This is a genomic window from Rhizobium sp. BK060 (assembly GCF_014193145.1).
In the GTDB taxonomy this organism is placed as follows: domain Bacteria; phylum Pseudomonadota; class Alphaproteobacteria; order Rhizobiales; family Rhizobiaceae; genus Rhizobium.
Genome location: NZ_JACHYW010000032.1, coordinates 37,288 through 63,252, shown reverse-complemented (window position 1 = coordinate 63,252; position 25,965 = coordinate 37,288). Strand labels below are relative to the sequence as shown.

The 25,965-nt window shown below is 58.0% G+C and carries 31 protein-coding genes; 17 read left to right on the top strand and 14 right to left on the bottom strand.

Going from position 1 to position 25,965, the window contains the following annotated elements; translation table 11 throughout:
- Positions 1–251 precede the first annotated feature (251 nt).
- The 4 genes from rplA to secE form a co-directional block, all read right to left on the bottom strand.
- Positions 252–950 (bottom strand): 50S ribosomal protein L1, encoded by a 699-nt coding sequence (gene rplA / locus FHT71_RS26625; protein ID WP_007791995.1) that lies wholly within the window; start codon positions 948–950, stop codon positions 252–254.
- Between the two features lie 4 nt (positions 951–954).
- On the bottom strand, positions 955–1,386 hold the full coding sequence (gene rplK / locus FHT71_RS26620) for a 50S ribosomal protein L11 (protein WP_007791992.1): 432 nt from the start codon (positions 1,384–1,386) through the stop codon (positions 955–957).
- Between the two features lie 142 nt (positions 1,387–1,528).
- Positions 1,529–2,059: a transcription termination/antitermination protein NusG gene (nusG, locus tag FHT71_RS26615; protein ID WP_007791989.1), complete on the bottom strand. Its 531-nt coding sequence runs from the start codon at positions 2,057–2,059 to the stop codon at positions 1,529–1,531.
- A 17-nt stretch (positions 2,060–2,076) separates the two neighbouring features.
- On the bottom strand, positions 2,077–2,277 hold the full coding sequence (gene secE / locus FHT71_RS26610) for a preprotein translocase subunit SecE (RefSeq protein ID WP_132592284.1): 201 nt from the start codon (positions 2,275–2,277) through the stop codon (positions 2,077–2,079).
- Between the two features lie 466 nt (positions 2,278–2,743).
- Between secE and FHT71_RS26605 the strand changes: the two genes are divergently transcribed.
- The 8 genes from FHT71_RS26605 (at position 2,744) to FHT71_RS26570 (ending at position 7,829) form a co-directional block, all read left to right on the top strand.
- Entirely contained in the window at positions 2,744–4,129 is a 1,386-nt protein-coding gene (locus FHT71_RS26605; protein ID WP_183722818.1) for an integrase family protein, read from the top strand.
- On the top strand, positions 4,126–5,091 hold the full coding sequence (locus FHT71_RS26600) for a hypothetical protein (RefSeq protein WP_183722816.1): 966 nt from the start codon (positions 4,126–4,128) through the stop codon (positions 5,089–5,091). Before FHT71_RS26605 ends, FHT71_RS26600 begins: the two co-directional genes overlap by 4 nt.
- A 121-nt stretch (positions 5,092–5,212) precedes the next feature.
- On the top strand, positions 5,213–5,644 hold the full coding sequence (locus FHT71_RS26595; RefSeq protein ID WP_183722815.1) for a hypothetical protein: 432 nt from the start codon (positions 5,213–5,215) through the stop codon (positions 5,642–5,644).
- On the top strand, positions 5,632–5,808 hold the full coding sequence (locus tag FHT71_RS26590; RefSeq protein ID WP_183722813.1) for a hypothetical protein: 177 nt from the start codon (positions 5,632–5,634) through the stop codon (positions 5,806–5,808). The genes FHT71_RS26595 and FHT71_RS26590 overlap by 13 nt, the downstream gene beginning before the upstream one ends.
- 59 nt (positions 5,809–5,867) lie before the next feature.
- Complete coding sequence (locus FHT71_RS26585) at positions 5,868–6,044, top strand: hypothetical protein (protein ID WP_183722811.1); 177 nt, start codon at positions 5,868–5,870, stop codon at positions 6,042–6,044.
- A 188-nt stretch (positions 6,045–6,232) separates the two neighbouring features.
- Entirely contained in the window at positions 6,233–7,144 is a 912-nt protein-coding gene (locus FHT71_RS26580; protein WP_183722809.1) for a DUF2971 domain-containing protein, read from the top strand.
- Positions 7,145–7,392: 248 nt separating this feature from the next.
- Entirely contained in the window at positions 7,393–7,620 is a 228-nt protein-coding gene (locus FHT71_RS26575) for a hypothetical protein (protein WP_183722807.1), read from the top strand.
- A 32-nt stretch (positions 7,621–7,652) separates the two neighbouring features.
- Entirely contained in the window at positions 7,653–7,829 is a 177-nt protein-coding gene (locus tag FHT71_RS26570; RefSeq protein ID WP_183722805.1) for a hypothetical protein, read from the top strand.
- Here FHT71_RS26570 and FHT71_RS26565 read toward each other — a convergent pair.
- From FHT71_RS26565 to FHT71_RS26550, 4 genes are all read right to left on the bottom strand, one after another.
- Entirely contained in the window at positions 7,826–8,200 is a 375-nt protein-coding gene (locus FHT71_RS26565; protein ID WP_183722804.1) for a hypothetical protein, read from the bottom strand. The genes FHT71_RS26570 and FHT71_RS26565 overlap by 4 nt on opposite strands.
- Before the next feature lie 512 nt (positions 8,201–8,712).
- The gene (locus FHT71_RS26560) at positions 8,713–8,985 is read right to left on the bottom strand and encodes a helix-turn-helix domain-containing protein (RefSeq protein WP_246718101.1); all 273 of its coding nucleotides are present in this window, start codon (positions 8,983–8,985) and stop codon (positions 8,713–8,715) included.
- Positions 8,986–9,296: 311 nt separating this feature from the next.
- Positions 9,297–10,433, bottom strand: a complete 1,137-nt coding sequence (locus FHT71_RS26555) for a hypothetical protein (protein WP_183722802.1) — start codon at positions 10,431–10,433, stop codon at positions 9,297–9,299.
- On the bottom strand, positions 10,426–11,061 hold the full coding sequence (locus FHT71_RS26550) for a hypothetical protein (RefSeq protein WP_183722800.1): 636 nt from the start codon (positions 11,059–11,061) through the stop codon (positions 10,426–10,428). Before FHT71_RS26550 ends, FHT71_RS26555 begins: the two co-directional genes overlap by 8 nt.
- 297 nt (positions 11,062–11,358) lie before the next feature.
- Here FHT71_RS26550 and FHT71_RS26545 point away from each other — a divergent pair, with 297 nt between their 5' ends.
- Positions 11,359–11,691 carry a hypothetical protein gene (locus FHT71_RS26545; RefSeq protein ID WP_183722798.1) on the top strand — a complete coding sequence of 111 codons (333 nt, stop codon included), beginning with the start codon at positions 11,359–11,361 and terminating at the stop codon, positions 11,689–11,691.
- Positions 11,688–12,281 carry a hypothetical protein gene (locus tag FHT71_RS26540; protein ID WP_183722796.1) on the top strand — a complete coding sequence of 198 codons (594 nt, stop codon included), beginning with the start codon at positions 11,688–11,690 and terminating at the stop codon, positions 12,279–12,281. Before FHT71_RS26545 ends, FHT71_RS26540 begins: the two co-directional genes overlap by 4 nt.
- A 512-nt stretch (positions 12,282–12,793) precedes the next feature.
- On the opposite strand, the gene FHT71_RS26530 is transcribed toward FHT71_RS26540, so the two are convergent.
- Positions 12,794–14,719 carry an adenylate/guanylate cyclase domain-containing protein gene (locus FHT71_RS26530; protein WP_183722794.1) on the bottom strand — a complete coding sequence of 642 codons (1,926 nt, stop codon included), beginning with the start codon at positions 14,717–14,719 and terminating at the stop codon, positions 12,794–12,796.
- 155 nt (positions 14,720–14,874) lie between these two features.
- The gene (locus FHT71_RS26525) at positions 14,875–15,453 is read right to left on the bottom strand and encodes a flavodoxin (RefSeq protein WP_183722792.1); all 579 of its coding nucleotides are present in this window, start codon (positions 15,451–15,453) and stop codon (positions 14,875–14,877) included.
- 214 nt (positions 15,454–15,667) lie between these two features.
- On the opposite strand from FHT71_RS26525, the gene FHT71_RS26520 reads away from it, so the two are divergent.
- Positions 15,668–16,564: a LysR family transcriptional regulator gene (locus FHT71_RS26520; RefSeq protein WP_183722790.1), complete on the top strand. Its 897-nt coding sequence runs from the start codon at positions 15,668–15,670 to the stop codon at positions 16,562–16,564.
- Positions 16,565–16,593: 29 nt separating this feature from the next.
- On the opposite strand, the gene FHT71_RS26515 is transcribed toward FHT71_RS26520, so the two are convergent.
- The gene (locus FHT71_RS26515) at positions 16,594–17,541 is read right to left on the bottom strand and encodes a LysR family transcriptional regulator (RefSeq protein ID WP_210294300.1); all 948 of its coding nucleotides are present in this window, start codon (positions 17,539–17,541) and stop codon (positions 16,594–16,596) included.
- A gap of 183 nt (positions 17,542–17,724) precedes the next feature.
- Between FHT71_RS26515 and FHT71_RS26510 the strand changes: the two genes are divergently transcribed.
- Complete coding sequence (locus FHT71_RS26510; protein WP_183722788.1) at positions 17,725–18,438, top strand: nitroreductase; 714 nt, start codon at positions 17,725–17,727, stop codon at positions 18,436–18,438.
- Between the two features lie 72 nt (positions 18,439–18,510).
- On the opposite strand, the gene FHT71_RS26505 is transcribed toward FHT71_RS26510, so the two are convergent.
- A complete protein-coding gene (locus FHT71_RS26505) occupies positions 18,511–19,359 on the bottom strand; it encodes an SDR family oxidoreductase (RefSeq protein WP_183722786.1) in 849 nt (282 codons plus the stop codon).
- A 434-nt stretch (positions 19,360–19,793) separates the two neighbouring features.
- Here FHT71_RS26505 and FHT71_RS26500 point away from each other — a divergent pair, with 434 nt between their 5' ends.
- The 5 genes from FHT71_RS26500 to FHT71_RS26480 all read left to right on the top strand — a co-directional run bounded on the left by FHT71_RS26500 (position 19,794) and on the right by FHT71_RS26480 (position 23,516).
- Positions 19,794–20,297, top strand: coding sequence for a cytochrome P460 family protein (locus FHT71_RS26500; RefSeq protein WP_183722784.1), 504 nt, complete (start codon positions 19,794–19,796; stop codon positions 20,295–20,297).
- 35 nt (positions 20,298–20,332) lie between these two features.
- Positions 20,333–20,995, top strand: a complete 663-nt coding sequence (locus FHT71_RS26495; RefSeq protein WP_246718100.1) for a DUF4405 domain-containing protein — start codon at positions 20,333–20,335, stop codon at positions 20,993–20,995.
- A 108-nt stretch (positions 20,996–21,103) separates the two neighbouring features.
- Complete coding sequence (locus FHT71_RS26490) at positions 21,104–21,946, top strand: SDR family NAD(P)-dependent oxidoreductase (protein ID WP_183722780.1); 843 nt, start codon at positions 21,104–21,106, stop codon at positions 21,944–21,946.
- A gap of 32 nt (positions 21,947–21,978) precedes the next feature.
- A complete protein-coding gene (locus tag FHT71_RS26485; RefSeq protein WP_183722778.1) occupies positions 21,979–22,356 on the top strand; it encodes a DUF1330 domain-containing protein in 378 nt (125 codons plus the stop codon).
- On the top strand, positions 22,353–23,516 hold the full coding sequence (locus tag FHT71_RS26480; protein ID WP_348649324.1) for an alpha/beta hydrolase: 1,164 nt from the start codon (positions 22,353–22,355) through the stop codon (positions 23,514–23,516). Before FHT71_RS26485 ends, FHT71_RS26480 begins: the two co-directional genes overlap by 4 nt.
- Positions 23,517–23,622: 106 nt before the next feature.
- Here the strand turns inward: FHT71_RS26480 and FHT71_RS26475 are convergent, their stop codons facing one another.
- Together FHT71_RS26475 and FHT71_RS26470 are read right to left on the bottom strand one after the other, a co-directional pair.
- Positions 23,623–24,765 (bottom strand): Gfo/Idh/MocA family oxidoreductase, encoded by a 1,143-nt coding sequence (locus FHT71_RS26475; protein WP_183722776.1) that lies wholly within the window; start codon positions 24,763–24,765, stop codon positions 23,623–23,625.
- Positions 24,766–24,866: 101 nt separating this feature from the next.
- Positions 24,867–25,934 (bottom strand): LacI family DNA-binding transcriptional regulator, encoded by a 1,068-nt coding sequence (locus FHT71_RS26470; protein ID WP_183722774.1) that lies wholly within the window; start codon positions 25,932–25,934, stop codon positions 24,867–24,869.
- Positions 25,935–25,965: the final 31 nt, after the last annotated feature.

Genomic DNA, 25,965 nt, shown 5'->3' with positions numbered 1-25,965 from the left:
GCGACGCTTGAGGATCCTGTCCCCTCGCGCTTCGCGCCAAAGAAAGGCCGAAGGCACAAGGCATCCAAGGCTCGAACCAAATTCCTAGAAGCAGTACTTCATGCAATTCGGGTCTTACCCGTCTCATGCAGGCGAAGTGATTAAGGGAAAACCACCTGCAATCTCGGACAGGATTCCGGATTTCTCCGGAATACTCCGGCCCCTTGCGGGACCGGAATTCTTTATAGCCGGGCAGAAGCCCGGCGAACTTGTTAAGCGGCCGGAGCCGTAACGGACGACGGGTCGATCTTGACGCCCGGGCCCATGGTCGAGGAGATCGCTACGCGCTTGACGTAGTTGCCCTTCGCACCAGCCGGCTTTGCCTTGATGACTGCATCAGCGAAGGCACGGATGTTCTCTTCCAGAGCCTTGGCATCGAAGGATGCCTTGCCAACGCCAGCATGAACGATACCAGCCTTTTCGACGCGGAACTCGACAGCGCCGCCCTTGGATGCTTTGACGGCACCAGCAACGTCCATCGTAACCGTACCAACCTTCGGGTTCGGCATCATGCCACGCGGGCCGAGAACCTTACCGAGGCGGCCGACGAGCGGCATCATGTCCGGGGTCGCGATGCAGCGATCGAAATCGATCTTGCCGCCCTGGACGATTTCAACGAGCTCTTCAGCGCCGACGATATCGGCGCCAGCTGCCTTGGCTTCATCAGCCTTGGCGCCACGAGCGAAGACAGCAACGCGAACGTCGCGGCCCGTGCCGTTCGGCAGGTTGACAACGCCGCGGACCATCTGGTCTGCGTGACGGGGATCAACGCCGAGGTTCATAGCGACTTCGATGGTTTCATCGAACTTCGCAACCGCGCGCTCCTTGACCATGCCGATTGCAAGGTTCAGAGCGTAGAGCTTTGTGGGATCAACACCTTCGTTGATCTTCTTGGTGCGCTTGCCAGCCATGGTCTTATCCTACCACTTCCAGGCCCATGGCGCGGGCAGAGCCCTCGATCATCGCCATTGCACCTTCGATGTCCGCTGCATTCAGATCCTTCATCTTGGCTTCTGCGATCGACTTGATCTGAGCCTTGGTGAGCTTGCCGGCGACGGCGCCCTTGCCAGGCGTCTTCGAACCAGACGTGATCTTCGCTTCCTTCTTCAGCCAGTAGCTGACCGGCGGCTGCTTCATCGCGAAGGTGAAGGACTTGTCCTGGTAGTAGGTAATGACGACCGGGATCGGCATACCCTTTTCCATTTCCTGCGTAGCGGCATTGAACGCCTTGCAGAATTCCATGATGTTAATGCCACGCTGACCAAGCGCCGGGCCGATTGGCGGGGACGGGTTTGCCGATCCTGCCTTGACCTGAAGCTTGAGCTGGCCTGCAACTTTCTTAGCCATATCTCTCTGCCTTTCATTGATGACCGGTTGCCCGGCCAGTGATGCCGGATGTCTCCGGCGGCTGCGGTTGCGTGGTGCGGATCACAGGGTCCGGCTAAGACCCCTCACCTTCCACGCGGTTCGCGGTTCACACCGCGCCCGCTCAGACCTTTTCGACCTGAGCGTATTCCAGCTCGACCGGCGTAGCGCGGCCGAAGATCGACACTTCAACCTTCAGGCGCGAACGCTCTTCGTCCACATCCTGAACCGTGCCGTTGAACGAAGCGAACGGACCATCCGAGACACGGACCTGCTCGCCGATCTCGAAGGTAACGGATGCCTTCGGCCGCTCGACACCTTCCTGAACCTGACCGAGAATACGCTCAGCTTCATAGTCCGGAATCGGAACGGGCTTATTGTCGGAGCCGAGGAAACCAGTGACCTTCGGCGTATTCTTGATCAGGTGGTAGGCTTCATCCGTAAGATTGGCACGAACAAGAACGTAACCCGGGAAGAACTTGCGCTCGGAATCAACCTTACGGCCGCGACGCACTTCAACCACCTTCTCGGTCGGAACGAGAATTTTTTCGAACAAATGCTCGAGGCCCTTCTGCCGAGCCTTATTCTCGATGTCTTCCGCGACCTTCTTTTCAAAATTCGAATACGCGTGGACGATGTACCAACGTGCCGCCATGTTACTGCTCCACCCGATCAATTGCCGACGTTAAGCACGAAGCTCAACAGCCAGCCAATGAGCTGGTCAGCGGCAAAAAAGAACAGCGCGGCAAAGATCACCATTACAAGCACCATGACCGTCGAGATCATCGTCTCGCGGCGCGACGGCCAGGTAACTTTCGACGTCTCGGAGCGAACCTGCTGCAGAAACGCAAACGGATTGGATTTGGATGCCATCGACTGCCCACGCAATTACGGCGCGTAAAGCTGAACATATCAGCCCCACGCACCGCGTGTCTGTTGAACCCTACATAAACATCGATTCCCAATTGCACAAGAGGGAAACCGAAGTTTAACGAACTTAGCCATACGTCGCCTTTCTGTCCCGAACCGCCGCGAGATATCCGCGCCACTCGTTCAAGAAAGATGGCAGGGGCAGAGGGGCTCGAACCCCCGACCTGCGGTTTTGGAGTCTCCTCCTAAGCCCACTGCCCCGTTGGCGGCGCTTGTAGCACACGGTTCGCCGAAGTTTCAAGCTGTTTCATTCCGCCTCCTAAGTAATTGGTATAATTTACTTTTTTCTATTTTCGTACTTTCCTTGTGGCGTACCGGCATTCCGCCGCCGGGGGAATCGCAGCCCAGAATCGTCGCCCAGAAAAAACAACGTCCGTCGCCCAGCCGAGGACCCACAAGGACACCCACTATGAACAACACCGCCGCAAGCAAGAAGACCCACCTCACGGACAAGGTCGTCACGGACCTGCCCTTCGCCGCTCCCGGCGCGCGCTACGAGGTCTACGACGCATCCGTCCCAAACTTCGGGGTCAGGGTGGGGCCCCGGTCGAAGACGTTCATTCTACGCCGGCGCGCCGGCGGCTCGCGCAACTCCAGGCGCCAGACAATCGGCGCCTTTCCCGACATGGACACGATAGCCGCGCGCACGCAGGCGGGCGACTGGGACGAGCAGGCCAGGCGCGGTCTCGATCCGGCCGCGGCGCGGGCGGCGGAAGCCGCGGCCAAGGCCGCCAAAGCCGCCGCGGAACTCAGGAAGGAACGCAGCGCCTTCCGCCAGGTGATGGGGGACTACATCGCCTCCCTCCCGTCGCGGGACAGGAACCTCAACGCCGTGCAGGACATGGCGTTCCTGACGCGCAACTTCCTCAATCCCGACACCAACCCATGGATCGACTCTCCGATCCACCTCGTCACGGACGCCGGCGTGGCGTCGCTTATCAAGCAGATCAAGCAGCGAGCGCCGGTACAGGCCTATCACGCCCTGACGCATATCAAGACCTTCTTCGGCTGGGCCATGGACCCGGACAACAGGTGCCAGATCGGGCTCGAGCGGAATCCGGTCGCCGACCTGACGCATAGACGCCTGAAACTGACGGTCAACGACCGAACGCGCGTCCTCGAATACGAGGAGGTGGCCGCCTTCTTGGCGGCTGGCACCGAGACCCCCTACCCCTACGGACCCTGCCTGAGGACGCTGATCGAGACGGGCCAGAGGAGCGGCGCGGTCAAGAAGATGCGGTGGTCCCAGATCAACTTCGCCAGGAAGATGTGGGTGATGACCTCGAAGGGAGCCGAGCACCACGTGCCGCTGTCGAACAGGATGATCGAGCTGTTGAGATCGCTCCGGGAGACGCTTCCAGCCGGGCACGGCGACTTCGTGTTCAGCTTCACCGGCGGTCAGACGCCCATCGACAAGCTCAGCGACCTGAGGCTCGAGAAGTCCGCAAAAGCGGGTGGCGAAAACGGTGGCGGGACGCAGGGCAGGTTCGAGCGTCGCATGCTCGAGGCCCTGGATGCCCTGTGGCCGGGAAAGAACCTCGACGACTGGGTCTGGCACGACGTCCGACGCACGGTCAGAACCCACCTGGAACCGATCACGGGACGAGAGGAGGTCGCGGAAGCCGCGATCGGCCACAGCCCCACCGGGATCGTCCGGGTCTACAATCTCTACAAGTACCGCGCCGAGATCCGGCGAGCCTTCAATAAATGGTCGGAGCTGCTGCACAAGATCGAACTTGGCACCTGCACGCTCGAAGAATGGGAGCACGACGACGGAGAGGACCACGGACGATGATCACCCGCGAGGAACTCTACCAGCTTGTATGGAGCGTCGCAGGGAAGGTTGCTGCGGCGAAGCTGGACGTCTCCGACAGCTATCTGAACCGGGTCTGCAAGGCTCTGGACGTGCCCCGTCCGCCGCCAGGATGGTGGGCGAAGCGGCAGGCTGGCCGCGCCCCCGCGCCGCCGCCCTTGCCGGCGGCGCGCCCCGGCCGGCTGGCAGGCTGGTCGAGGGGCGATGCCGGAGGGGCTCCGATCAGGCCCCATTACCGGCGGAAGGATCTGATATACGGGCCGGTCCTTGCCGACATCCACCTGCTGGTCGCCCATGCGAGAGAGGTCTACTCCGCCGCGGAACGAAGTTTCGACGGAGCCCTACTGCTGGCCAACCCGCGCTATCACACCATCGATCTCACGGTGTCCGAGACGAGCCTCGAATGCTGCCTGCAGTTTGCAAACGCGCTATTCGTCGAGCTGGAAGGACGGGGCCATCGGATCACCTTGGCCGCAGGATGCGGCTTCATCCGCCCGCCGATCAGCAATTGGGGACGACAGCCGTCGCATCTTCGTGTCCTGCAGCCAGACCGTATACCGAGAAGCCCGACGGTGGTGCACATCCGCGGGGTCCCGGTCGGGCTGGCGATCCTGGAGATCGTCGAGGAGGCCGAGATGCGCTACGTCGGCGGGGGGGCCTACGTTCCCGCGTCGACGCCCCAGCCCAAACTCGGGATCCACTGGACGGAGTGGCGGCGGACGCCGACGGGCAGGCTGAGGCTTGCCGCCTATTCCCCCTACCATCCCCTGCCGTGGCTTCGGGACTGGACGGAATGGCGCCGCAACAGCTTCTCCAGGAAGGCGAAGGCCATGGCGACAGAGCTCGAAGCGGCGGCGTCGGAGCTCGGAAAGGCCAGAGAGGCGCACGACCGGACGTCCGGCGCCGCCCTGGTCCCCGCAGGGGCACGCGATTCGCCACGGTGACCACAGGGGCGGGACGTCAGCGATCCCCCCTTCTCCACGCATACAGCAGCCGCGTCCGACACCTTCATCCGCCGCACGACCACGAGACACAGTCGAGCGTCAAGCCTGAAAGGAAACTGTCATGCAAAAGATCACATTCGCTGACGAGATCATCGGCGGGCTGCCGTTCCCGATCGCGGGCCCGAACCACGAATTCGCCGACGCGACGACCGACAACATCAGGGTCGTCGTAGCGGGTGACAGGAAGGCGTTCTTCTACGTTCCAGACTTCACGCCTGACAAGGGTGTGCGCTGGCGGCTCGGCTGGTTTCCAGAGCTGGGCGCCGAGGCTGCGCGCGGAATCGCCGCCGCAGCCCGAACCGGGCGACGGCGCGATATCAGCATGGAGAGCCCGCGGCCGCCCCGGCGTTCGTCGACGTCTGCGAGACCTATCTGGCCTACCTTCCGTCCAGGCCCCGCAACCGCAGCGTCGACGACGACATCAAGTTCTTTCGGCGACATGTCATGGACCCCGACATCAATCCCAGGGCGCACAAGCCGATGGACCAGGTGACCGACAGCGACGTCGCGGGTCTGGTCGAGGCGATACGCCGCCGCGAAGCGCCCACGCTGGCGAGAAACTGCCTCCTAAAGCTGCGCGCGATGTTCGCCTGGGCCATGCTGTCCGATCGACGACGCAGCTTCGGACTCGAGGCGAACCCCGTAACCTGCTCCTGAGCGTTGACTCCGACGTCGCCCTCGTCGTCATCAGGCGCCTGCGGAAAAGCTTTTGGGGGTTGTTCCATCATGCCCAAGCGGTGCGCGAGGCTCTCGATCAGCTCGCCGAAATGCTCGCCGCGATCCGCGACGGCGAACAAGCGGAACGTTCTCCATCCATCTGGATGAACCCCGACGTCACCATTTTCACGTTCATCGCGGACGGCAGTTTCCGATCTCGGCTTTTGGGCGAGTAGCCAAGCTCGCTCGCGCATATGACGGCGAGCCGTCCGATTTCCGGGGATAAGCAACCGGCCTACGTGCTTGTGTCCCGTGGAGCCACTATCGTGAAAGTTGAAGCGACTCGCTTACGGGTTAGAAAATGGACGATTTTTTCCTACTGCAGAATATATTCGCTCCCCACGAGGCTCGCCGCCGCGACGCTTTGATCAGAAACGGCAAAAAGCTTGTCCACTACACATCTGCCGCCGCTGCAATCTCCATCATCCGCTACGGCCGGGTCTGGATGCGCAACCTTCGCTGCATGAACGACTTCATGGAAGTGGATCACGGCATCCAACTGATGCAGCGATCCATCACGCCGCCGGTCGACACGCAGGCGGAACATGGACTTCGGGCGTTGATGTCAGCGTTGAACGCCACCTTCCCCGGTTTGGCGGACGACGGCGTGAAGCTGTTCGACAACTGGAACTTCGGCCTTCGAAACAAGACCTACGTCACGTGCTTATCCGAGCGCGAGTCCAACGAAGAAACCTTTGGTCGGTTGTCGATGTGGCGTTCTTATACGGCCAATCAGGTCGGGGTCGCCCTGGTGATCAACCCAATGCCTCTCTACAGCCTTAGTCAGACCTTTGGCGCGTTCAGCAGCCCCGTGCACTATTTCGGTGACAGCGAGGTTGGGGCGACCTTCGAGGAGATTGCGAAAAGCGTCCTCGACAATAAGGACTTGCTGGCGACCAAGGATCGCCAAGACGTGCTCGGCCATTTTTTCAACCTTCTGCGAGCGACGGCGATGTGCACCAAGCACCCCGGCTTTGTCGAAGAGAGGGAATGGCGGATAATGCACACCGAGAAACTTGACGACCGCGGTATCCTTGAACTCGATGTTGAGACTATCGCGGGCATTCCTCAACAGGTCTACAAGATTCCACTTCAGGACACCGAAGCCGGCGGGCTGACGGGAATTACGATTCCAGACCTGCTAGAAGCCGTCATAATCGGCCCCACTCAGTTTCCCATTGTCGTGTGGGACGCACTCGCGCTCGAGCTTGAAAGAGCGGGGGTCAAGGACGCCGTCAACAAGGTGTCCTATTCGGGTATCCCCTTGCGCACCTAGCCTTTCTCAACACCGGCTGCCAGACGATCGACGTTACCCATGGCCGACAGGCTGACATACCGCGACTTCAAGGATGAATTCCTACTTGGTTTCGCTCTCGCAACAAGGGCGGAAGCTCGAAACAGGCAAAGCTGCGTCTCTCGTCGACGGCATGTTTCAAAAGAGTTGGATTCTCGCCGCGACCAAGGACCTTTCCGACGCCGGATACCTCAAAGGCCAGACCTCTCAGCGGTGCCGGCAGCTATGGGTTGACGGGCCGAGGTCTCGAACGTGCGGAAGAACTCGCGAACAACGTCGCTGCCGACTTATACGACCTCATCGAGGACGCCGATCAGCGTCCAACTGCCGTTTCCAACGTCGAAACGTTGCGCCCGGACGGCGAGGTTGTCGCGATTGAACGATTGTCGCAAGCCTTCAAGGAACTGGATGAGGAGATGTCCTCTGTCATTCGTGACCTTAAGGGCAACATCATCTGATCGCGAACGGCGGTCCCGAAGCAAGCGAGCGGATGGCAGAGCTCGAGGCCAGGCGGGCGCTGCTCAATGCCGAACAGGCGGACGCAGCGCTTGTTAAGCGGATACTTCTTCCGGCCCTGAAGTGGCTGTCCAAGAAGGTGGCCGAGGAAGCCGCGTTCGGCATTCAGAAAATCATCGCTCTCGTTCTCGCCCTCTTCGGCGCGGACTAAAGGCCAGAATATCGTTTTGCCACTTCGTCTTTCAGAATCTCCAACGAGAGATTGAGCGAATCCAGCCCAGTCTTGACGTAGTCGAAGTTGCAATCAGCCAGGTTGATCCTGCCGTATTCGTCTTCAGCGTATCGGTCGAGCTTTCGGGATGCTGCGGCATAGTCGATATCCGGGATCGGCGAAAGCGTTTCGATGATCCGAGACTTGACGGACGTTGGAAGCGGCACGTCGCAAACCCTGGCGTTGGCCGCCAGCATGCCGTATTTCATGACAACGGTTGTGAAGAACAGATCGATGCGATCCTCTGCCTGCGCAAAGCAAGGCTGGCTCACCGTCGCGAACAAAACCAGCGAAAAAAATCTATTCCTCATCAATACCCCTCCGGACTTATGCATCGGAAAACTGTTCCTGCAAGCTTCTGCCGCTGTTCACTAAGTGATTGAAAATAAAATTTTCATGAATGACTGGGGCCTGAGAACAGAGACCAAGTTGCGCAGCGGAGGCTGCTTCGCGTCCAGGATTTTGGAGCGAAGCTACGGAAATGCTAACTATGAAACCAGCGAACGCCATCAGAGAGTAGACCATTGTAGCCGCGAAAAGGATATCTCTACACGGAACCGGGCACGCAGCCGTGGCGCAGACGCTGTCGCGGCGGATCGATCCGCCGATGCTGGGTGCGCGGTCCACCGCCCCTGGGGATCTCGGGAGCGACTGGAGGCCGCCACGCGGATCGCGGTCCGGATGGTTTCCCTCCTAGGAAAGGGTCGCATTCAGGAGTCCTGATCATCGAACTGCAGACGTCTCGAGGCTTCCTCCGCACTCGAATTACAATCGAGGAAATACGCGCGAGCTCTCTCACTCGAATCGGCGGACCGGCGATCCTCTATCCGCGATCCGCAGGGTCGACGGCGCGACCTCTGGCGAGAGCGACTCCCGGCCCGCGATCCGGCGTTGCCTCTATGAACACCACGCCGTGTCCCTCCAGCGCCGTCCGCACGCGTGACAGCGACTCCGTCAGAACGTTCCCCTCGCACTTTTCGAGGCGGACGACGATCTGACGGCTGACGCCGGCCAACGTCGCCAATTCCTCCTGGCTGAGGCCCAGAAGCGCACGGCCGGCCCGCAGCGCGATCATGATGTCCGTCGTCGAATCCATAGACGGAACAGGCTTGAAGTTGGGGCAATTGTCAACAATTACGCACGGTTCGCGGCAAGGATTCGGCAGGTTTGCTCCGACCGTCTACGGATGACATCGCGGCACTCCCGTCGGCGGGCGGAACCGACGACATCGAACTCCTGATCCTCCAGCCACGAAACTTATCTGGCATCGTATGATGATGCTCATAGGAAGCTGAGTTGGTCGCGGTTGCGCTCTGCTATGGCGTATAGGCCCAGATCCATGAGGCACGCCAAGGTAGCCGAGTCACCCCGTGCTATCACGCCAACCGTTCAGGAAACGTCCGTAGTTCAAACTGGGATGTAAGACTCGTTGAGAACCCTGCGGCTGTCTCCAAGCGATGGCTCGCCACCGTATTTCAAGAGTGCGCTCTGCTCCTTAGCGACTTCTTTGGCGAGATCGTCCATCTCGACCGATAGAGACCGCAGTCCTTCATATTTCTCGTCGGTATCGAAAATTCGTCGGGACCCGTCCGGCACCCAGAGAGACTTGGCCTTCTCCGAACTATGATAGAGTTCATCGAGGAACCGCTGTGTTTCGGCTAGAACCGCAAGCTCATAGTACGCTCCCGCCCTTAGACCAGCGAGATCGCAGTGATACATCGTGCTGGCGATATCGAAACTGGGAAAGACGATCTTCTTGCCGTCTTCAATTGCATCGTTCTTGACATTCTTGCAAAGCCGGATGGCTTTCTTTAGTCCCGCTGCCGCAGCAATATCCTGCTGATTGATCCTGTGGATGTGAAGGAATGGGTAATTCGACAGCGTTGTTGGGACCTTCTTGTCGAGTATGTAAACCCCTCGGTCTCGCTCAAGCCCCGACGCCTGATAGTCCACCGTATCGTACCAGTGGGAAGGAACCACATCGACAGGTCGGGGGAGAGAACCGCCGGAGACCGCAATAGCCTTGCCACCCGTGGTATCGATCGTGGCTGCAGGATATTTCACCTTCAGAATTTTCTCAGCTTCCGTTCGAAGAGTGGAGAGCACGCTTAACGACGATTTGTTGGTCGGGGTGTAGGCGCCAGACTGCGCCTTTTGTCCATTGTTTTGATAGATGAGGAAACTCGTTTCCAGGGTCAGCAGATCGACGTCGCTGACCCCGCGGATGTGGACATTCAACGGCACAGAGCCTTGAAGGCGAAATTCGACAGGAATGTCGAGCGCTTGGAGCCCTTCCAGCAGTTGCTTTCCGACACGCTCGGCAGTTTCCACGCTTATTCGCGTGTAGTCTTTATCAACCTCCTGCATCGCGCCGAGGCAATACCGCGTGTAGGGCTGGTCCTTTGCGCGCTTCTGCCATCCCTCCTCGAGATAGCTCTTCTTCAAGACTTCGGCTGCTGCATCTTGAGCTACACGTCCGAGCCGATCGATGCCGGATCGCCTGGTATGGAGTTGGGTCAAGCGTTTGCTGATATCCCTAGGCATTCTTGATCCTCTCCAGTTTCATCGTTCCGAATGTGTACCTTCCGTGCCCGTTGAAATACTCCCCCTCCCCGCCGGTCAGATGCTTGTTGAAAAGGATCTCAGCGAATCCTTTGTGGGTGTGCAGTTCGGTCTGATCGATCTTTGGATCGTTTCGGTAGCTATAGAAAAGGCGCCAGCCATCCGCCTCATCCTTGATCAACGCGGCGCTCTTGCTGTTGGACGCCGAGGTGTCTGTCTTCAGGCGAATACGGATTTTGTCCCACGATTGAACGATCGTGATCGTGCCACTCCAATCGTAGGTAGGATTTAAGTTCGTCTCGATCGTGTGACCTTTACAGATCCAGTCTCCCCGGAGATCAGGAATCTGCAGCAGGCTTTGCCCTATTCGCCAACTCCATGCATGCCGACTAAGGATCCATGCAAGGACACTGAAGACGACGCCGGCCCCGACGAGTGATAATACACTCGGGGGAAGATTTACTGGTAGTCCGATGCTCTGCGCGACATTCACAGACCACAAAAGAACGAATACGATGCCTGCTGATACCGTGGCGGATATCACCCCCAAGCATCTCCCAACATTCAAACGACTGATGCCACCCAGATGAGTGTATTCATGCTCAAGCATCTTCGGCTCCAACTTACTCAAAAAGAGTATATGTGAGTTGATAGCGGGACACATTGCATCCGCACAAGTTGTAGTACTCGAAAAACCAACACGGCGTTCTGCTATTCCACAACCAAGTTGGGCCTGTTTAACTGGCACGGCTGGTAGTCGCCGAGGCTTTCGGATCTGTCATCGACACCGCGCATGCTGCCGGCGGACGCGCCTTCTCGAAGTTATCATCGCAGACTTAATAAGGCACAACTCTTGTTACTTGGATGCGATCCGCATATATATGTGAAGGAAACGGAGGGTTGCTCGATGTTGAAGAACACGACCATGAATCTGCCAGATGAATTGGTTGCTAGGGTTAGAGCGTACGCCGCGCAAAATCGGACAACCATGACCGCAATCGTACGTGAGCATTTCGAAGCGATCACTGAACCGGAGAGGGAAATTTCCGACGAAGACCCGCTTCTGGCTTACTCAAAAGGGCTGCTCTCAAGGCGAGAGGCTGTTCGCCGCCTTGGTCTGAGGGACTACGCCGACCTGCTCGTCGCGCTGGGAGACGCCGACCTTCCCATGCCGCTCCCTCCGGCACACGAAATAGAAAACCAGGCTGCCACCTTCGTAAGGCTTTGGAGGATGGGATGAAGAGGTGCACGATCATCCTGCCTGACGCGGGTCCGATCAATAGCCTGTGGGTGGCCGATCGGCTTGATCTTCTGCTCGAACTGGATATGCGGATTGTCATTGTCGATGCGGTTTACGACGAACTCACCAGCGATCTTTCCTACCTCAAAGATGCCGAAGTCAAAGATTTCATCGATGGCAACTCTCCACCGTTCGTGATCGAGCAGACAGACATAGGTGAGGCCGAACGGCAAAAGCGGCGCCTTGGACAAAAACTCAAGAAGAACGCCGGAGAACTCGCAATGGTCGACTTCGTCTCCGACGAAGGAGGCCTTGAACGCTATCTCAAGGCCAATGAACCTGTCGCGATCCTGTTCGAGGACGCTGGCCTGAGAGTGTTCAACAGGCCACCAAATCTCCACCTGATCTCAACCGTGGGCCTGCTCCGTGGATTGGAGGATGTGGGCGTCATCGCATCGGCGGACGAGGTGATCGATGAAATGCTTCATCCCACCAAGCCTGGCAGAAGGCCCGAGGACGCCAGAAGGTTCACCGATCTTCCTGAAGGAGTCGATGAACCCGCAGCGATTGGCAGCTCTTGGAAGCCCTGAAAGAGAGCGGTGCATAGTTGGCAAAATATTTCACGTCGCTCATGTCGCTGTTTCTCTGCGGAGCGTGGTTGATCACCTGCGGTGGGAAGCTTTACGTACCCTTTTTCCGGCCACCATTGATAGGCGACGCGCGACCGTTCTGAAGGATTCGGCCCCCATTTCTAATTGTTGACAATTGTACGAAGTACAACAACATTGCCGCCATGGATTCCTTGCCTGAAATCATGCACGCACTGCGCGCCGGCTGTGCCCTAGCGGCCTCAGTCAGGAAGAGCTCTCCGAAATTGCCGGCGTCAGCCGACAAATCGTCGTACGGATCGAATAGGGCGACGGAAACGTTCTAGTAGACGCTATAAGCAAGGTGCGAAGCGCTCTGGAACAACGAGGCATCGCTTTCCTGAATGCGACGCAGGACTACGGCCCTGGCGTTGCGATGAGGAGGTTTTCGGAAGCAGATCATTTGACTTCCACACATGAAGACTGATTACTTGCTGCCTCTCCCCAGGGTGCCTTCAAGCATATAGGGTGAGGTGCTCATCCGGACTGGAAGGCACTTGGGTCTCTACGGTTTCAGGGGCGTTGGCTTGAGCGAGCTCAGCCAGAAATTGGTCCATCAGAGCAGTGTCGCCAAAACGGCGATAGTCTCGTTCTGCCTGAAGAGAAAATGATGGATTTGCTCGTCTCAGGCTGCTCATAGTCATTTGCGCCTTATCAAGCTCCTGTCGCCCTGCTTCTAGCGCAGCCTGGATTAATAAGCAGTTTGGATCTTCTGGCGCCAGGATAAGGCATTCGCGAATGACGTTTCCCGCTTCGTCGCGACGACCCGCGGCGTAAAGCGCCTGTCCATACACGTATGCATAGTATGCAGGGGCCATGGGGTGCAGACGACGCGCGCGTTCGGCGTTCGTCAACGCGCCTTCGTAGTCACCAAACCGAACTTGGGCCTTTGCTAGAGCCATCATGCTGTCTGGATCATTCGGATTAAGCTCGACAGCCTTTTGTGCGGCCTTCAACCCACCAGCATAGTCGCCAGCGGCGGCGAGACCAAAACTGACAACTTGGTATCCCGCAGCAAGGTTAGGGTCGAGTCGTATGGACTCACGCGCCTGACTCAAGCCGATCTCAAGATCTCTTGCGTCTGTTTGGCCGGTGACCTTCTGCGTTAAATCAAAGATATAGGTCATGCCAAGATTAGCATGCGCGACTGCATAGGCAGGATCGAGCTCCAATGCCCGCCGATAAAGGCCACGCGCTGCCAGGAGACCATCTTTATCCATCCTGTCATGCTTGAAGCGGCCGCGAGCTTGGAGGACCAGGTCATAGGCCTGTAGATTTGCTGTAGGGCGCTTCGCCACCTCGGAGACTTCGGTTTTACGAACGTAAGACACCAGATGGGCCACGATCTCTGAAGTGAGCTCGCTTTCGACTGAGAAGACATCCTCGACATGCCGGTCGTAACTGCGGGACCAGAGGTGCGCACCGCTGTTCACGTCGATAAGCTGCGCTGCCACGCGAAGTTGGTCACCCAAGCGTCGCGCACTCCCCTCTACCACATACGAAACGCCGAGTGCCTGGCCAAGCTTACGAACGTCCGTGGCCCGATCACGCATCGCGTAGGTGGAATTGCGCGCTATCACTTGAAGATCTGAGTTTCGCGCAAGCTCCGTGGTGATGTCTTCCGTGAGACCATCGGCAAAATAGGCTTGCGCGGCCTCGCCACTCATATTGTCGAACGGCATCACGGCCACTGACGGCCGCGGGTCACTTCGTCCAGGATCCACGACCATGGCTACCGTGGCAGGAATGCGTCCGAGCATTGCGGAAAGTGGTGCCGGCTGGATCGCTAATCCGATCAGCACAAGTCCAGTTGCGCCAAAAGCGTATGCGAGGTGAGGACTTACGTGCGGTGCCAGCTCCGCTAGGCGACTCCATCCAAAGCGGCGCGTCCTCCCCCGCTTGATCGCAAATACGTCTAGCGCCACCGGCATATTTTTTGCGCTTCGGCGTCCAACGCGGACAAATTCACCGCCGCGGCCGCGGCCGGCGCCAAGAACCACGGCGCCACTCACGAATATGCTACCCGGTTTCGCCATGGCTTCGAGACGTGACGCGACATTGACGCCATCGCCGTATATGTCGCCATTGTCTTCGATTACATCGCCAAGATTGACGCCAATGCGAAATTCAAAGGGGCGTTCGTCAAAGCCGTTCTGAATGGCGACAGAGGCATCAAGCGCCTCGTTGACGCTGGCGAATGCAGCCAGGAATCCGTCGCCGCCGTTCTTGAAGATCCGGCCGCCGTGATCCCCAACTATCGGTTCGATCAAATCGTTGAATACGGAGCGCAGCTCCGAATATGTCATCGTTTCGTTTTCAGCCATAAGCCGACTGTAGCCGACGATATCACCGGCAACGATTGTCGCGAGCTTCCGTTCCATCGCAGAACTTCCTGTCTTCTGTATCTGGGACATCGATCGTTCGCGGTCCGTCAGTGAGCCGACCTAAAGGAACGTAGCATAGCGCGCTGGGGGCGATTAGCGGTGCCAGTCCGCATGAAGTCATAAACAGACCTTCTGAATGGTCCCGAACCGCATCATCGGGCAATTCGAAGTGCGTTGATCTGCCGGCGCGTTTCATCCAGGAGCTCATCGGTGCTCATTTGCTGTGTCATTCGGCCTCTGATGACATAAATGTGGCCATCGAACGAACCGCCCTTTCGCCTCACCAACTCCGCAAAGTCGTCTATGTATTTCTGGTCGAACTTGCTGTTCATCGAATTGAACAGGACAACCCGTTTTCCTGAAAAATCGTTCCTGCTGATGAATTCCCAAATAGGAGGAGCGGGGCTGTAAAGCCAGATCGGAGAACCGACGTAAATGGTCTGGTAGGGTGAGAGATCCATCGACGCGGGCGAAATAGTAGCCTCGTTTCGTCTGGCGTCGCGCAAGGCGTTCACCCACCCTACAAATCCGATTCTGTAGGCATCTGAGACAAGTTCAACAACGTCTGCTCTCGCCGCTTTTGCTATCTCCTGGGCCATGATCTCAGTATTCCCCGATCGAGAAAAGTAGACGACCAAGACGTCGCCGCCGGCCGAAGGGTAGGCATAATTCTCGGCGACGAATTTCTTGTTTTGCCATCGCTGCAGGGCGTCGATCACGACGACAGACACGATCTGACCGACAGCCAGGAGGCCGACGATTGCGACAACGCCGTAGAGGACGGTTCTTCGCCTTATTTCCACGCTCACCACTTCCGATCCACAAAGGCGTACTTTGAGACTGCGGCATAGCCTGCCCGATCCAATTTCCGGTAAACAAATAGTGCGTGGCGGACTGTTTGATTAGCCATTATAATCTGCATACGTTTAGAAATGGGATGCATGAATGAGAAAAGGTGACTTCAGTGAGTTGGCCGTCTTTATCGCGGTTGCTGAAGAAGGCAGTTTCACGCGGGCTGCGGCAAAGCTTGGACTTTCACAGTCCGCCCTCAGTTATGCGGTCCGAATGCTGGAGGAGCGTTTAAAGGTGAGATTGATCTCACGGACCACGCGAAGCTTGTCCCTCACCGACGCCGGTGAAAGGCTGCTGCATAGCATTCGCCCAGCTTTCGATCATATCGACAATGAAATCGCCGCACTGACTGCACTCAACGACAAGCCTGTCGGGTCAGTTCGCATCACGACGTTCCGGCACGCCGCTAAGACTGTGCTTTGGCCGGTCCTGGCCACTCTTCTGCCCGAGTATCCGGACATTTCGGTCGAGATAAATCTCGATGAGGGGCTGACCGACATCGTTGCGAGCCGTTTCGACGCGGGCATCCGTTTGGGCGAGAGCGTCCAGAAGGACATGATAGCCGTTAAAGTGGGTCCTGATCTGCGAATGGCAGTGGTTGGTTCACCTAGCTACTTCGCGAACCGCTCTAGGCCGCAGACGCCACGGGACCTAGGCAACCACCTCTGCGCAAGCTATCGACAGACCTCAAGCGGTGGTCTCTTCGCCTGGGAATTCGAACGTGATGGCGAAGAGCTGGAGGTCCGGGTCAACGGGCCGATCATTCTCAATGATGGGGAAATGCTGGAAGCGGCGGCGCTTGACGGCCTGGGTCTCGCATGCATGTTCGAGAGCCAGGTCGCCGGCCATATTGCCGAAGGGCGTCTCATCCGCGTGCTCGAAGATTGGTGTCCGCCGTTCGCCGGGTATCACCTCTACTATCCGAGCAGACGACAACATACGGCAGCCTTCGCCCTGCTTGTGGAGGCGTTACGCTACAAGGGGAAGTGATGTCAGCGGCATGATCGTTCGCGGCGCCCTTACCGACTGTCCTCCGGCAAAATCGATTCCCATGGCGAGCCAGATGCGAACAGTTCACTGATCCACGTCGCAAATGCCTCTGTGCGAGCAACAGAATAATGAACCGAAGGGCGGACAAGATAGACGCCCCCACCCGCTTCAAAATCCCAGCTTTGTAGGATTCGTACCAGCGAGCCCACGGCGAAATCGCGCGCCATAAGCCATTCCCCAGCGCAGACGATGCCGATTCCTTCGCGGGCCCCTTCGAGCAAAGCCGTTATATCATTCGATCGAAACGACCCACATGGCACAAAGGATTCGCGTCGATGCCCGTTGGACAGCCATAGCTCCGGCGAAGAAACCGGCCCCGTGTATTCAAGGACGTTGTGTCGGGCCAAGTCGACGGGCGATCCTGGATAACCATGATTCGCGCAATAACCGGGTGATGCGCCAAGAACAATGCGATGGTTTCCCAACTTCCTTGCGATCAACCGGCTATCTGCTAGCGCACCAACGCGAATGGCAGCATCAAAACCCTCCCCAACGAGATCGACGCAACGCTCCGTGTAGTCGACCTCCACTTCCAGATTTGGATAGCGCCGCATGAAGTCGGGCAAAGAGGATGCAAGCCACAGTCGACCCATAGCCGCGGGCAAGGACAAGCGCAGCTTGCCCCGTAGCTCCGTTGCCCCGCTCAAAGCCTCCTGCTCCGCCTCCGCAATAGCGTCGGCAGCAACGCGCAGACGATCAGCAAGACATTTGCCGGCCTCTGTCAGCCGAACTTTGCGTGTCGTCCGTTCCAGCAAACGGACTCCCAAACGATGCTCAAGTGCGGCGATCCTTTTGGATACGATCGTCTGGTGACGCTGCAGAACTCGACTGGCTGCAATGAAGGAGCCCTGCTCCGCAACGGCCAACAATGCCGCCAGCTCGTCAATCTGCGAGCCCTGGAAAATGGAAGTCGACAAAGCTTCTCCTTCATAAAACAAACCTGATCGCGCGGCGATTAAAGCGCTACGTGCATCTATGTCCTGCAGACAACCGCGATTGATCACGTCCAGAAATGCAATCACTTCTTGGTACGATCGCAGAAGCTACCGGAGGCGCGTCATTACCGTTCCCGGCTGACGACGTCCGCAGGAGAATTTTTCATGGACAATCCAACCAAGCAGACACAATGCGACACCACCGATACGAATCTGTCTTTCGAACAAGTGGTGCGTGCGCGGCGCTCGTTTCGAGCCTTTTTGCCGACAGTCGTTCCAGACGAGATCGTCAGCCAGATACTGGTCGATGCGCAACATGCACCATCAAATTGCAACACCCAGCCGTGGAACGTGCACGTTGTCAGCGGCAAGAAGAGAGACGAACTCTCACGCGCGCTTCACGCCGCCAGCGGAGCTGGCAAACTTTCCCCGGATTTCTCATGGGACGAAACAGCGTTCTTGGGACGCTACGACGAACGTCGGCGGGAACAGGGGAAAATATACTACGAGAACCTAGGCGTCGTGAGAGACGATAACGTGGCCCGACGGCAAGCCGCGGCCGTAAACTTTTCCTTTTTCAACGCTCCGCACGTCGCGTTGCTCTTTATGCCCGTAGTTGGCGACAACGTGCGTGTCGCCGGCGACCTAGGCATGTATGGTCAGACGTTCCTTCTGTCATTGGCGGCCCGTGGTCTCGGGGGTGTCCCCCAGACAGTACTTGGTCTATTCGCGGACACAGTCCGTGACGTCCTCAACATCTCAAGCGACATGAAGCTGCTCTACGGCATTTCGTTTGGCTATCCAGACGAGGGCGCGCTGGCCAACAGCACCCGAATGGGCCGTGATCCAGTATCGGCCAGCGTGACCTTTTACCAATGATGCTCACTCAGGATATGAACCCTGCGTCATGGCATCTGGCGCAGGGGCAACCTAGCGGTTGGTCGGCGCTGACTAATTGGCGTCGTCGAAGGCCAGCGAAGCCGACAAACCGCGATGAACGTCGATCTGCTCTTTGACGGTCTGCAGGTTGGCCTCAACCGCAGCCATGGCGTCGGCACCCGCGACGAAGCGTAGAGGCAGTTCCCCGGCGTCCGACAATGTCACGAGTGCCGCAGCGAGCTTCGCCGGGTCACCGCCCTGCTTGCCATGCATACCCTTCCAGCCTGCGATCGTTTGCGCCGTACGTTCGGCGTAGTCAGCGATCTCCAGTTCTGGCCAGATCATCGAAGCTTCCTCGACCAAAAGTTCAGTGCGGAAGAAACCAGGTTCGACAGACATCGTGCAGATGCCGTAAGGCGCAACGTCGTAGCGCAGCGACTCCATCCATCCCTCGAGAGCAAACTTCGACGCTGCATAGGCGACAACGAACTCCTGCCCGATGAGGCCGGCCGTGGAGGTGATCGTGATCACCTGGCCGCTACGCTGGCGGCGCATGACCGGGAGGATTGCACGGGTTACGTTCAGCGGGCCGAAGAAGTTCGTTTCCATCTGGGCCCGAAACTGATCCGCGCTGATGTTCTCAAAGTAGCCGGCGTAGAAGTTGCCCGCGTTGTTGACCAGAACGTCAATGCGACCGAACCGGTCGACTGCGGACTTTGCGGCCGCGACGGCCGCGTTCGGGTCGGTAATGTCAAGCGCCACCGTGAGCAGGTTCTCGTGCGCGCCAATCGCCTGTAGGACTTTTTCAGCACTGCGCCCGGTCGCGACAACGGAGTGCCCCGCAGCCAATGCTTTCTGGGCGATGTCGATTCCCATTCCGCGGCCTGCACCGGTGATGAGCCATACCTTTTTCTCGGTCATTTGATTTTCCTTTTCGACTTAAAACCCACCGCTCATGGAGCGGCAGATATCGGGTGCTGCATTCGACAGCGGAGTGCGCGCGGTAATCGTCAACAGGACAGGTGTTCGCGGGCGCCGCCACGGCGATCAACCGATCCAAGCAACTCCTGAAGGAATATACCGTGCGAGTATCACAGATTAGATGGAATAATCTGCATGAAGTTAGAAATGTCATTTATGAATGAGGCGCGCTGGAGGGACCACGTGCCGCCCTGTTAGGACGATGTCCTGGAGACTGGTCGCGCGATGCAGCTAGCGCAAGTGCGCCAATTTAGAAGCTCGGTTTCTAAGCTCATGCAAATAAAGACGTCTAATTTGATGAGGTGCACCCGGATAGCCTAACTCCGAATGCTTTGGTCAAAGTCCCGCCTGACCAGCAAACGAGAGGATGCTAAATGCTTACAGCCAGACGTCGAAATGCCAGATCGCTGAGCGCTGCCATACTTGGTTTGGTCGTTACGGTCGCCACCTCCAGCCTTTTTGGCGGGCAGGCAATGGCGCAGGCAGTTGGAAACCGGGCAACCTTCCCAAAAAACTTCAACGAGTTCGTTCTCTATGGGAACTACGACCGCGGCTCCTCGAAGGAAGAAGCCTTTGCAACTCCTGAAACCATAGCAATCGCCAAGTCGGGCAAACCACTGCCACCCGGTACACATCTCGTGCTCGGAATCTGGAAGGACTACAAGTTGACCGGCTATTTCGTGATGGAGAAAGGCGTCGACTGGGGGAAGGGCTTTCCGGAAGACGAGCGCACTGGCGATTGGCACTTCCAAGAGTTCGACGTCAACAAGAATGTCCGACGCAGCGCGTTCGCCGAGCGCTGCCAGTCTTGCCACGGCTCTCAGGCCGACAATGATTTCATGTACACTCTCGACAGAATGCAGGCCTACCTGCCTTGACACCTTTCTTTCTGTTTCGCCTGGCGCTCGATTTCATGGCGGTCAGCTTACTGGTGGCCGCCATGGCCTACGACTGGCTTGGCAACGCGGTGCACGAGATCTTCGGGACCGTCATGTTCGTGCTGCTCGTAAGCCACAACATCTTTAACCGGCGCTGGTTCAGTACCATCGCCAAGAGCCCGCGCGAGCCTCGTGCCATCCTCGTCAAGACGATCAATCTCTCGCTCTTAGTGGCGATACTGGCTCTGCTTGTTACCAGCGTGATGATCTCCCAGACGATTTTCAGCTTCCTACCTTTGCGCAGTACGTTCACTGCGCGCCAGATCCATGCCCTCGTGGCTTATCTTGTACTGTTCATCGGCGCGCTGCACCTGGGTCTGCAATGGTCCAGGATCATGAGGATCGTGAACGGATGGGTGGGCATCAAGAGCGAGAGTCGGAGCCGCACTTTCTTGCTGCGGGGCGCGGCGATTCTTCTCGCCGCTTATGGCGTTCGTGGCCTGTTCGTCATCGACGTCAGGTCAAAGCTGCTTATGGAGCCGAACCTTAATTTCTGGGATTTCGAGACCGCTGCAGGTCAATTTCTGCTGCATCATGTGGCGATCGTCGGGCTGTACGCGCTTGTCGCCCATTACAGCCTGAGGATGGTGGATCTCTGGAAGAGCCGCCGCGGAAGGCTTGCCCACAGCAGCAATTGAGTCCGGCCATATTTATCTGCCCCATTTCTAGCTTCATGCTAATTATGCACTCTAATCAAACAGACTGACCCACTTTATCTTCCTGTCGATCAAAACAGGGAGTTAAGAGTGAGTAAAGTTTGGTTCATAACGGGCGTCAGCAGCGGCATCGGCGCCGGCATCGCCCGAGCAGCGTTGCTGGCTGGCGACCGGGTTGTCGGGACATCGCGAAACCTCGCCAAGGCGCGTGATGCGCTTCACGACGTCGCCAGCGACAATCTGGCTCTCGTCCCGCTGGATGTCACCCAAGAAGCAGAGGTCAAATCCGCGGTCGGAGAAGCCGTGGCCCGGTTCGGCAGCATCGACGTCGCCGTTAACAATGCCGGCTACTGTCTGCTCGGCAACTTCGAAGAGACGACCCTGCCGGAAATCGAGGCTCAGTTCGCCACCAACTTCTATGGCGTCGTGCATGTGGTGCGTGCTGTGCTTCCAGTCATGCGGGAACAGCGCTCGGGGCACATCATCAACATCGGCGCCGCCGCCGGCGTGATTGGCCTCCAACACTGCGGCGCCTATTCGGCGACCAAATTCGCAATCGAAGGACTCGCGCTTTCGGTCGGGATCGAGGTCGAACGGTTTGGCATCAAATTCACCACCGTCGAACCCGGAGCATTCCGCACCGATCTGCTGGACGGGCAGAACGTCCGTTATGTCCCTCAGAGCGGCATCGAAGACTACGCTGGCGAACCGACATCACAGGCAACCTGGGCACCTTACCATGGGGTGCAGCCGGGCGATCCCGACAAGCTCGGTGAGGCAATAGCGACGATCGCAGCCATGAAGAATCCACCGAAGACGTTCGTCGCCGGGACGGACGCACTCGCCATGATCATGCCCGGTATCGAGGAGCGCCTCCGCGACATGCGCACCCATGAATCACTGTCGCGGTCGACCGACGGCTCGACCCAGTAACCCTCATCCCAACCAAAGGAGACCTTAGATCCATGAAGAAGATCGTTCTCGGCGCAGCCGCTGCCATCGCGCTTGCCTCATCTGCGACCGCGTACGCGCAGGAATCGCAAGCCCCCGGCTACATGATTGCCAACTACACGATTAATGATGAAGCTGGCTACAAGAAGTACATGGAAGAAGCAGGACCGCTGGCGCCGAAATTCGGCGGCAAGATCATCGTCTTCAATCTGAATTCGACCGCTGTCGAAGGTAAACCAAAGAAGGTCATCGCGATCGCGGAGTTCCCGAGCGTGGCAGAAGCCCAGCGTTTCTACAATTCGCCGGAATACACGGCAGCGCGGAAGTTCCGCGTCGCCTCGACCGAAGGCTCGGTCATCATCACCGAAGGCTTTGTTCCTCCCAAACAGTGACGGCAAACGATCCAGATGTCGCCCAAAGGGGGACATCTGTATCTCGAAAAGCAATGACATCTACGTCTCAACCCATCGAGGAACCTGATATGGGCAACCAAAGCGACACGACCGTCGGGCACGAAGGCGGCACTTCAAACAGCCGCCGACAGATTCTGAAGGCCGGCGCAGCGCTCGCCACCCTCCCAATTATGGCCGCGACATCTGCAACTGCTCAATCTGCCGACAATCAAGCGACGACAGGTGCAATCGTGACAGACGCAAAATCCGAAGAGTTCATCAACGGCATGGCCGATTTGATGGCACATTCAACCCGTACGCCTATTCTACGCTGGCCGAACGAGTACGGCATGGAATATGAGGAGATCTTTTTCCCGGCAATGGATGGGGTGACCATCGAAGGCTGGTTTATTCCGGCGAAGACGGACAAGTTGCTGATCTTCAATCATCCCATGCCTTGCAACCGCTACGGATATCCGGGGCATTTGGAGCCTTGGACAAACTTCGGCGGGTTCGAGGTAAACTTCCTGCCGGAATACAAGATCCTGCATGATGCGGGCTATAACATCATCACCTACGACATGCGCAACCATGGTCGTAGCGGCACAGGCAGCGGCGGCGTCAATGGCCACGGCGTCCTCGAATATCGTGACGTGATCGGATCGTTGCGGTACGCCAAATCGCGGCCCGACACTAAGGATATGAAGACGGCCCTCTACAGTCGTTGCCTGGGCGCCAATTCGACGATCGTGGGCATGCACAGACATCCGGAAGAGTTTACCTACATCAAGGCGATGATCGCCTTGCAGCCGGTGTCCCCCGCCGTGTTTGTTCAGACCGCCGTTGAAAACCAGAAAATCGCCAATGGCGTCGAACTTTTCGACGCGGCATTTCACAAGCGGACCGGCTATCACCTCGCTGACGTCTGGCTAATGGAATATGCCAAGTCAGTCACAGTTCCGACGCTCGTCTCGCAAGTGCGGAGGGACTTTCTAACGAAGCAATCCAACGTCCAGGAGATCTACGACACGATCTCCTCCAAGGACAAAAGACTGTTCTGGATCGAGGACACCGACAAGCGTTTCGAAGGATACAACTACTTCGGTCGGAACCCACAACTCGTGCTGGACTGGTTCGCTGGCCATATCGACGTCGCGTAGCGAGACCGAAGAGTTCCCTGGCCCAATGCCCGTCACTCACCCCTCTCTTTCCAGGAGGGGTGAGTTTAGGTTGGGTAAAGTCAAACGGCGATAGCCGTTTCCGAGCTCAGAGCGCTACCCAATCATTCCCGCCTTCGCTAGAACGCACGCAGGCTTCGATGAACTCAAGACCGCGTACTCCATCCGCTATCGTGGGATATAACACTGACGGGACACCTCCGTCCCCGACGTCAGACGAACCAGTCATGGCCTGGGCGGCAGCTCGGTAAACGTTCGCAAACGCTTCAAGGAATCCTTCCGGATGTCCTGCTGGGATACGGATGGAACTGGAGTTGCCGGAGGTTCCGCCTGCTCCTCCGCGGGTAAGAAGTTGCTTCGGCTGGCCATACCGCGTGAACCAAAGTCGGTTCGGATCTTCCTGTTCCCATTCCAGGCCTCCCTTTGAGCCATAGACGCGAAGCGTAAAGTGGTTCTCGTTGCCCACGGCCACCTGGCTGGCCCATAGCATTCCCTTCGCGCCACTTTCATAACGAAGCAACACAGACGCGTTGTCGTCGAGTGTCCGGCCGGCGACGAACGAGGAGAGGTCCGCCAGCAGTTCTTTCGGGTATGCACCCGTTACAAACGCCGCCAGATTATAGGCATGCGTGCCGATGTCGCCGATCGAACCACCTGCGCCCGAACGGGCGGGATCGGTCCGCCATTCGGCGCCCTTTGCACCCCTTGTCTCCATCGGCTCCGTCAACCAGTCCTGCACATACTCCGCGTGCAGGACGCGCAGATCGCCGATCTCGCCTGCAAGAATCATGTCCCGCATCTGGCGGACCATCGGGTAGCCCGTATAGTTGTGCGTGAGAACGAACAACCTGCCGCTTGTCTCCACGATCTGCTTCAGCTCGATAGAATCGGCCAGAGAGGACGTGACAGGCTTGTCGCAGATTACATGGAGGCCAGCCTCAAGGCAGGCCTTCGCGGCCGAGAAATGGAGATGGTTGGGCGTGGCTATGACGACGGCCTCTATGGCGTCCGAGCGCAGGCTCTCCGCGGCGAGCATCGCCTCCACGTTCTCATAAACGCGATCAGGCTCGACGCCGATTTCCGCGCCCGACGCCTTGTTTCGCCCACTATCGGAGGAAAATACCCCAGCCGCGACGTCAAACAAACCATCGATACGCGACGCGATCCGGTGCACGCCACCAATGAACGAGCCTTGTCCCCCGCCGACCATTCCTAGCTGAATTCGTTTCATGGAAGTTCCTTTCTTTGAGCACGACTTTGCCGTCGCCGGCCCCGCGAGCCGGCGTTCCTTAAGTTGTCATCTGTGGTTTCTTGAAGAACCTACCTGCTTGCTTACATTCGAGCGCCGGATGTTCTTCCCTTCGGGACACGAAGCCGGCAGGTCGATTCACGAGCTCTCAAGGCGCAGGTCACTCGTCGATGCTCGGCAGCGACGTCTGTCTTGGACATTCGTCGCACCAGCAACGACCAGCAGGCCTCGCTGAGATCGGATAACGGCTGTTCTATTGTGCTGACGTACGGTCTCAGAACCGTCATCCAGTCAGAATCATCGAACCCCAAGAGAGAAACGTCCTTTGGAAATGCAAGATCCACCGCTCTGATTGCCTTCGCGGCCCCAAGCGTGGCGACATAAGCCGATGCAAAGATTGCAGTCGGTCTGTCAGCCCGACGAAGCTCCTGTTCGATGGCGCTTCGGCAGCTCTCGATGGTCAGCCCGCCATAGATCACGCTGGCCGATCTGCCTCGGCCAGCCTCCTCCATCGCCCGCATATATCCAGCAATACGTTCCTCGATGTTCGCAAGTCCCGGCGCCGTTGCAAGGAATGTGATGTCCTGGTGGCCGAGGTCGATCAGGTGTTGCGCGCCCATAAACGTGGCAGCCTCGTTGTCGGCGGAAACCGTGTCGAAGCCTTCAACGCCGAAAGCGCGGTCGATTAGAACTGTTGGTATTCCACTGATCATGGATTGCGGCGACGACGCGATCGCGTCCCGGCTTGGCGCCACGATCAAGCCGTCAACCTGACGGGACACAAGCGCCTTGATTCGCTCCACTTCTTCTCCAACCTCTTCATGACTGCTCATCAATAGTATCTGGAAGCCATCGGCTGCGGCCCGGCCTTCGAGTTCACGAACCAACCCGGAAAAGAATGGGTTGGTCATATCGGGAACCACCACGCCGACCGATCTGGTCTTTCCGAAGCGGAGGCTGGAGGCCAGATGGTTGGGGCGATAGTCTAGCTTTGCGATCGCATCAAGGACCGCCTTTTTCAGAGGCTCCGCAACGAGCTTTTTTCCCGTCAGGACATTCGAGACCGTTCCGGGTGCGACGCCTGCCAGCGCCGCCACCTCTCGAATGGTCGGAACCTTGTTGGTTCCGCCGGCGCCTTTCGATTTCGTCATTCTCGCTACGTCCGTTGCTGTTTCGGCTCAT

Bases quoted from the DNA above. Each gene is read 5' to 3' on its own strand.
- rplA (WP_007791995.1), bottom strand. From the start codon at position 950: ATGGCTGGCAAGCGCACCAAGAAGATCAACGAAGGTGTTGATCCCACA.
- rplK (WP_007791992.1), bottom strand. From the start codon at position 1,386: ATGGCTAAGAAAGTTGCAGGCCAGCTCAAGCTTCAGGTCAAGGCAGGA.
- nusG (WP_007791989.1), bottom strand. From the start codon at position 2,059: ATGGCGGCACGTTGGTACATCGTCCACGCGTATTCGAATTTTGAAAAG.
- secE (WP_132592284.1), bottom strand. From the start codon at position 2,277: ATGGCATCCAAATCCAATCCGTTTGCGTTTCTGCAGCAGGTTCGCTCC.
- FHT71_RS26605 (WP_183722818.1), top strand. From the start codon at position 2,744: ATGAACAACACCGCCGCAAGCAAGAAGACCCACCTCACGGACAAGGTC.
- FHT71_RS26600 (WP_183722816.1), top strand. From the start codon at position 4,126: ATGATCACCCGCGAGGAACTCTACCAGCTTGTATGGAGCGTCGCAGGG.
- FHT71_RS26595 (WP_183722815.1), top strand. From the start codon at position 5,213: ATGCAAAAGATCACATTCGCTGACGAGATCATCGGCGGGCTGCCGTTC.
- FHT71_RS26590 (WP_183722813.1), top strand. From the start codon at position 5,632: ATGGACCAGGTGACCGACAGCGACGTCGCGGGTCTGGTCGAGGCGATA.
- FHT71_RS26570 (WP_183722805.1), top strand. From the start codon at position 7,653: ATGGCAGAGCTCGAGGCCAGGCGGGCGCTGCTCAATGCCGAACAGGCG.
- FHT71_RS26565 (WP_183722804.1), bottom strand. From the start codon at position 8,200: ATGAGGAATAGATTTTTTTCGCTGGTTTTGTTCGCGACGGTGAGCCAG.
- FHT71_RS26560 (WP_246718101.1), bottom strand. From the start codon at position 8,985: ATGGATTCGACGACGGACATCATGATCGCGCTGCGGGCCGGCCGTGCG.
- FHT71_RS26555 (WP_183722802.1), bottom strand. From the start codon at position 10,433: ATGCCTAGGGATATCAGCAAACGCTTGACCCAACTCCATACCAGGCGA.
- FHT71_RS26550 (WP_183722800.1), bottom strand. From the start codon at position 11,061: ATGCTTGAGCATGAATACACTCATCTGGGTGGCATCAGTCGTTTGAAT.
- FHT71_RS26545 (WP_183722798.1), top strand. From the start codon at position 11,359: ATGTTGAAGAACACGACCATGAATCTGCCAGATGAATTGGTTGCTAGG.
- FHT71_RS26540 (WP_183722796.1), top strand. From the start codon at position 11,688: ATGAAGAGGTGCACGATCATCCTGCCTGACGCGGGTCCGATCAATAGC.
- FHT71_RS26530 (WP_183722794.1), bottom strand. From the start codon at position 14,719: ATGGAACGGAAGCTCGCGACAATCGTTGCCGGTGATATCGTCGGCTAC.
- FHT71_RS26520 (WP_183722790.1), top strand. From the start codon at position 15,668: ATGAGAAAAGGTGACTTCAGTGAGTTGGCCGTCTTTATCGCGGTTGCT.
- FHT71_RS26510 (WP_183722788.1), top strand. From the start codon at position 17,725: ATGGACAATCCAACCAAGCAGACACAATGCGACACCACCGATACGAAT.
- FHT71_RS26505 (WP_183722786.1), bottom strand. From the start codon at position 19,359: ATGACCGAGAAAAAGGTATGGCTCATCACCGGTGCAGGCCGCGGAATG.
- FHT71_RS26500 (WP_183722784.1), top strand. From the start codon at position 19,794: ATGCTTACAGCCAGACGTCGAAATGCCAGATCGCTGAGCGCTGCCATA.
- FHT71_RS26495 (WP_246718100.1), top strand. From the start codon at position 20,333: ATGGCGGTCAGCTTACTGGTGGCCGCCATGGCCTACGACTGGCTTGGC.
- FHT71_RS26485 (WP_183722778.1), top strand. From the start codon at position 21,979: ATGAAGAAGATCGTTCTCGGCGCAGCCGCTGCCATCGCGCTTGCCTCA.
- FHT71_RS26475 (WP_183722776.1), bottom strand. From the start codon at position 24,765: ATGAAACGAATTCAGCTAGGAATGGTCGGCGGGGGACAAGGCTCGTTC.
- FHT71_RS26470 (WP_183722774.1), bottom strand. From the start codon at position 25,934: ATGACGAAATCGAAAGGCGCCGGCGGAACCAACAAGGTTCCGACCATT.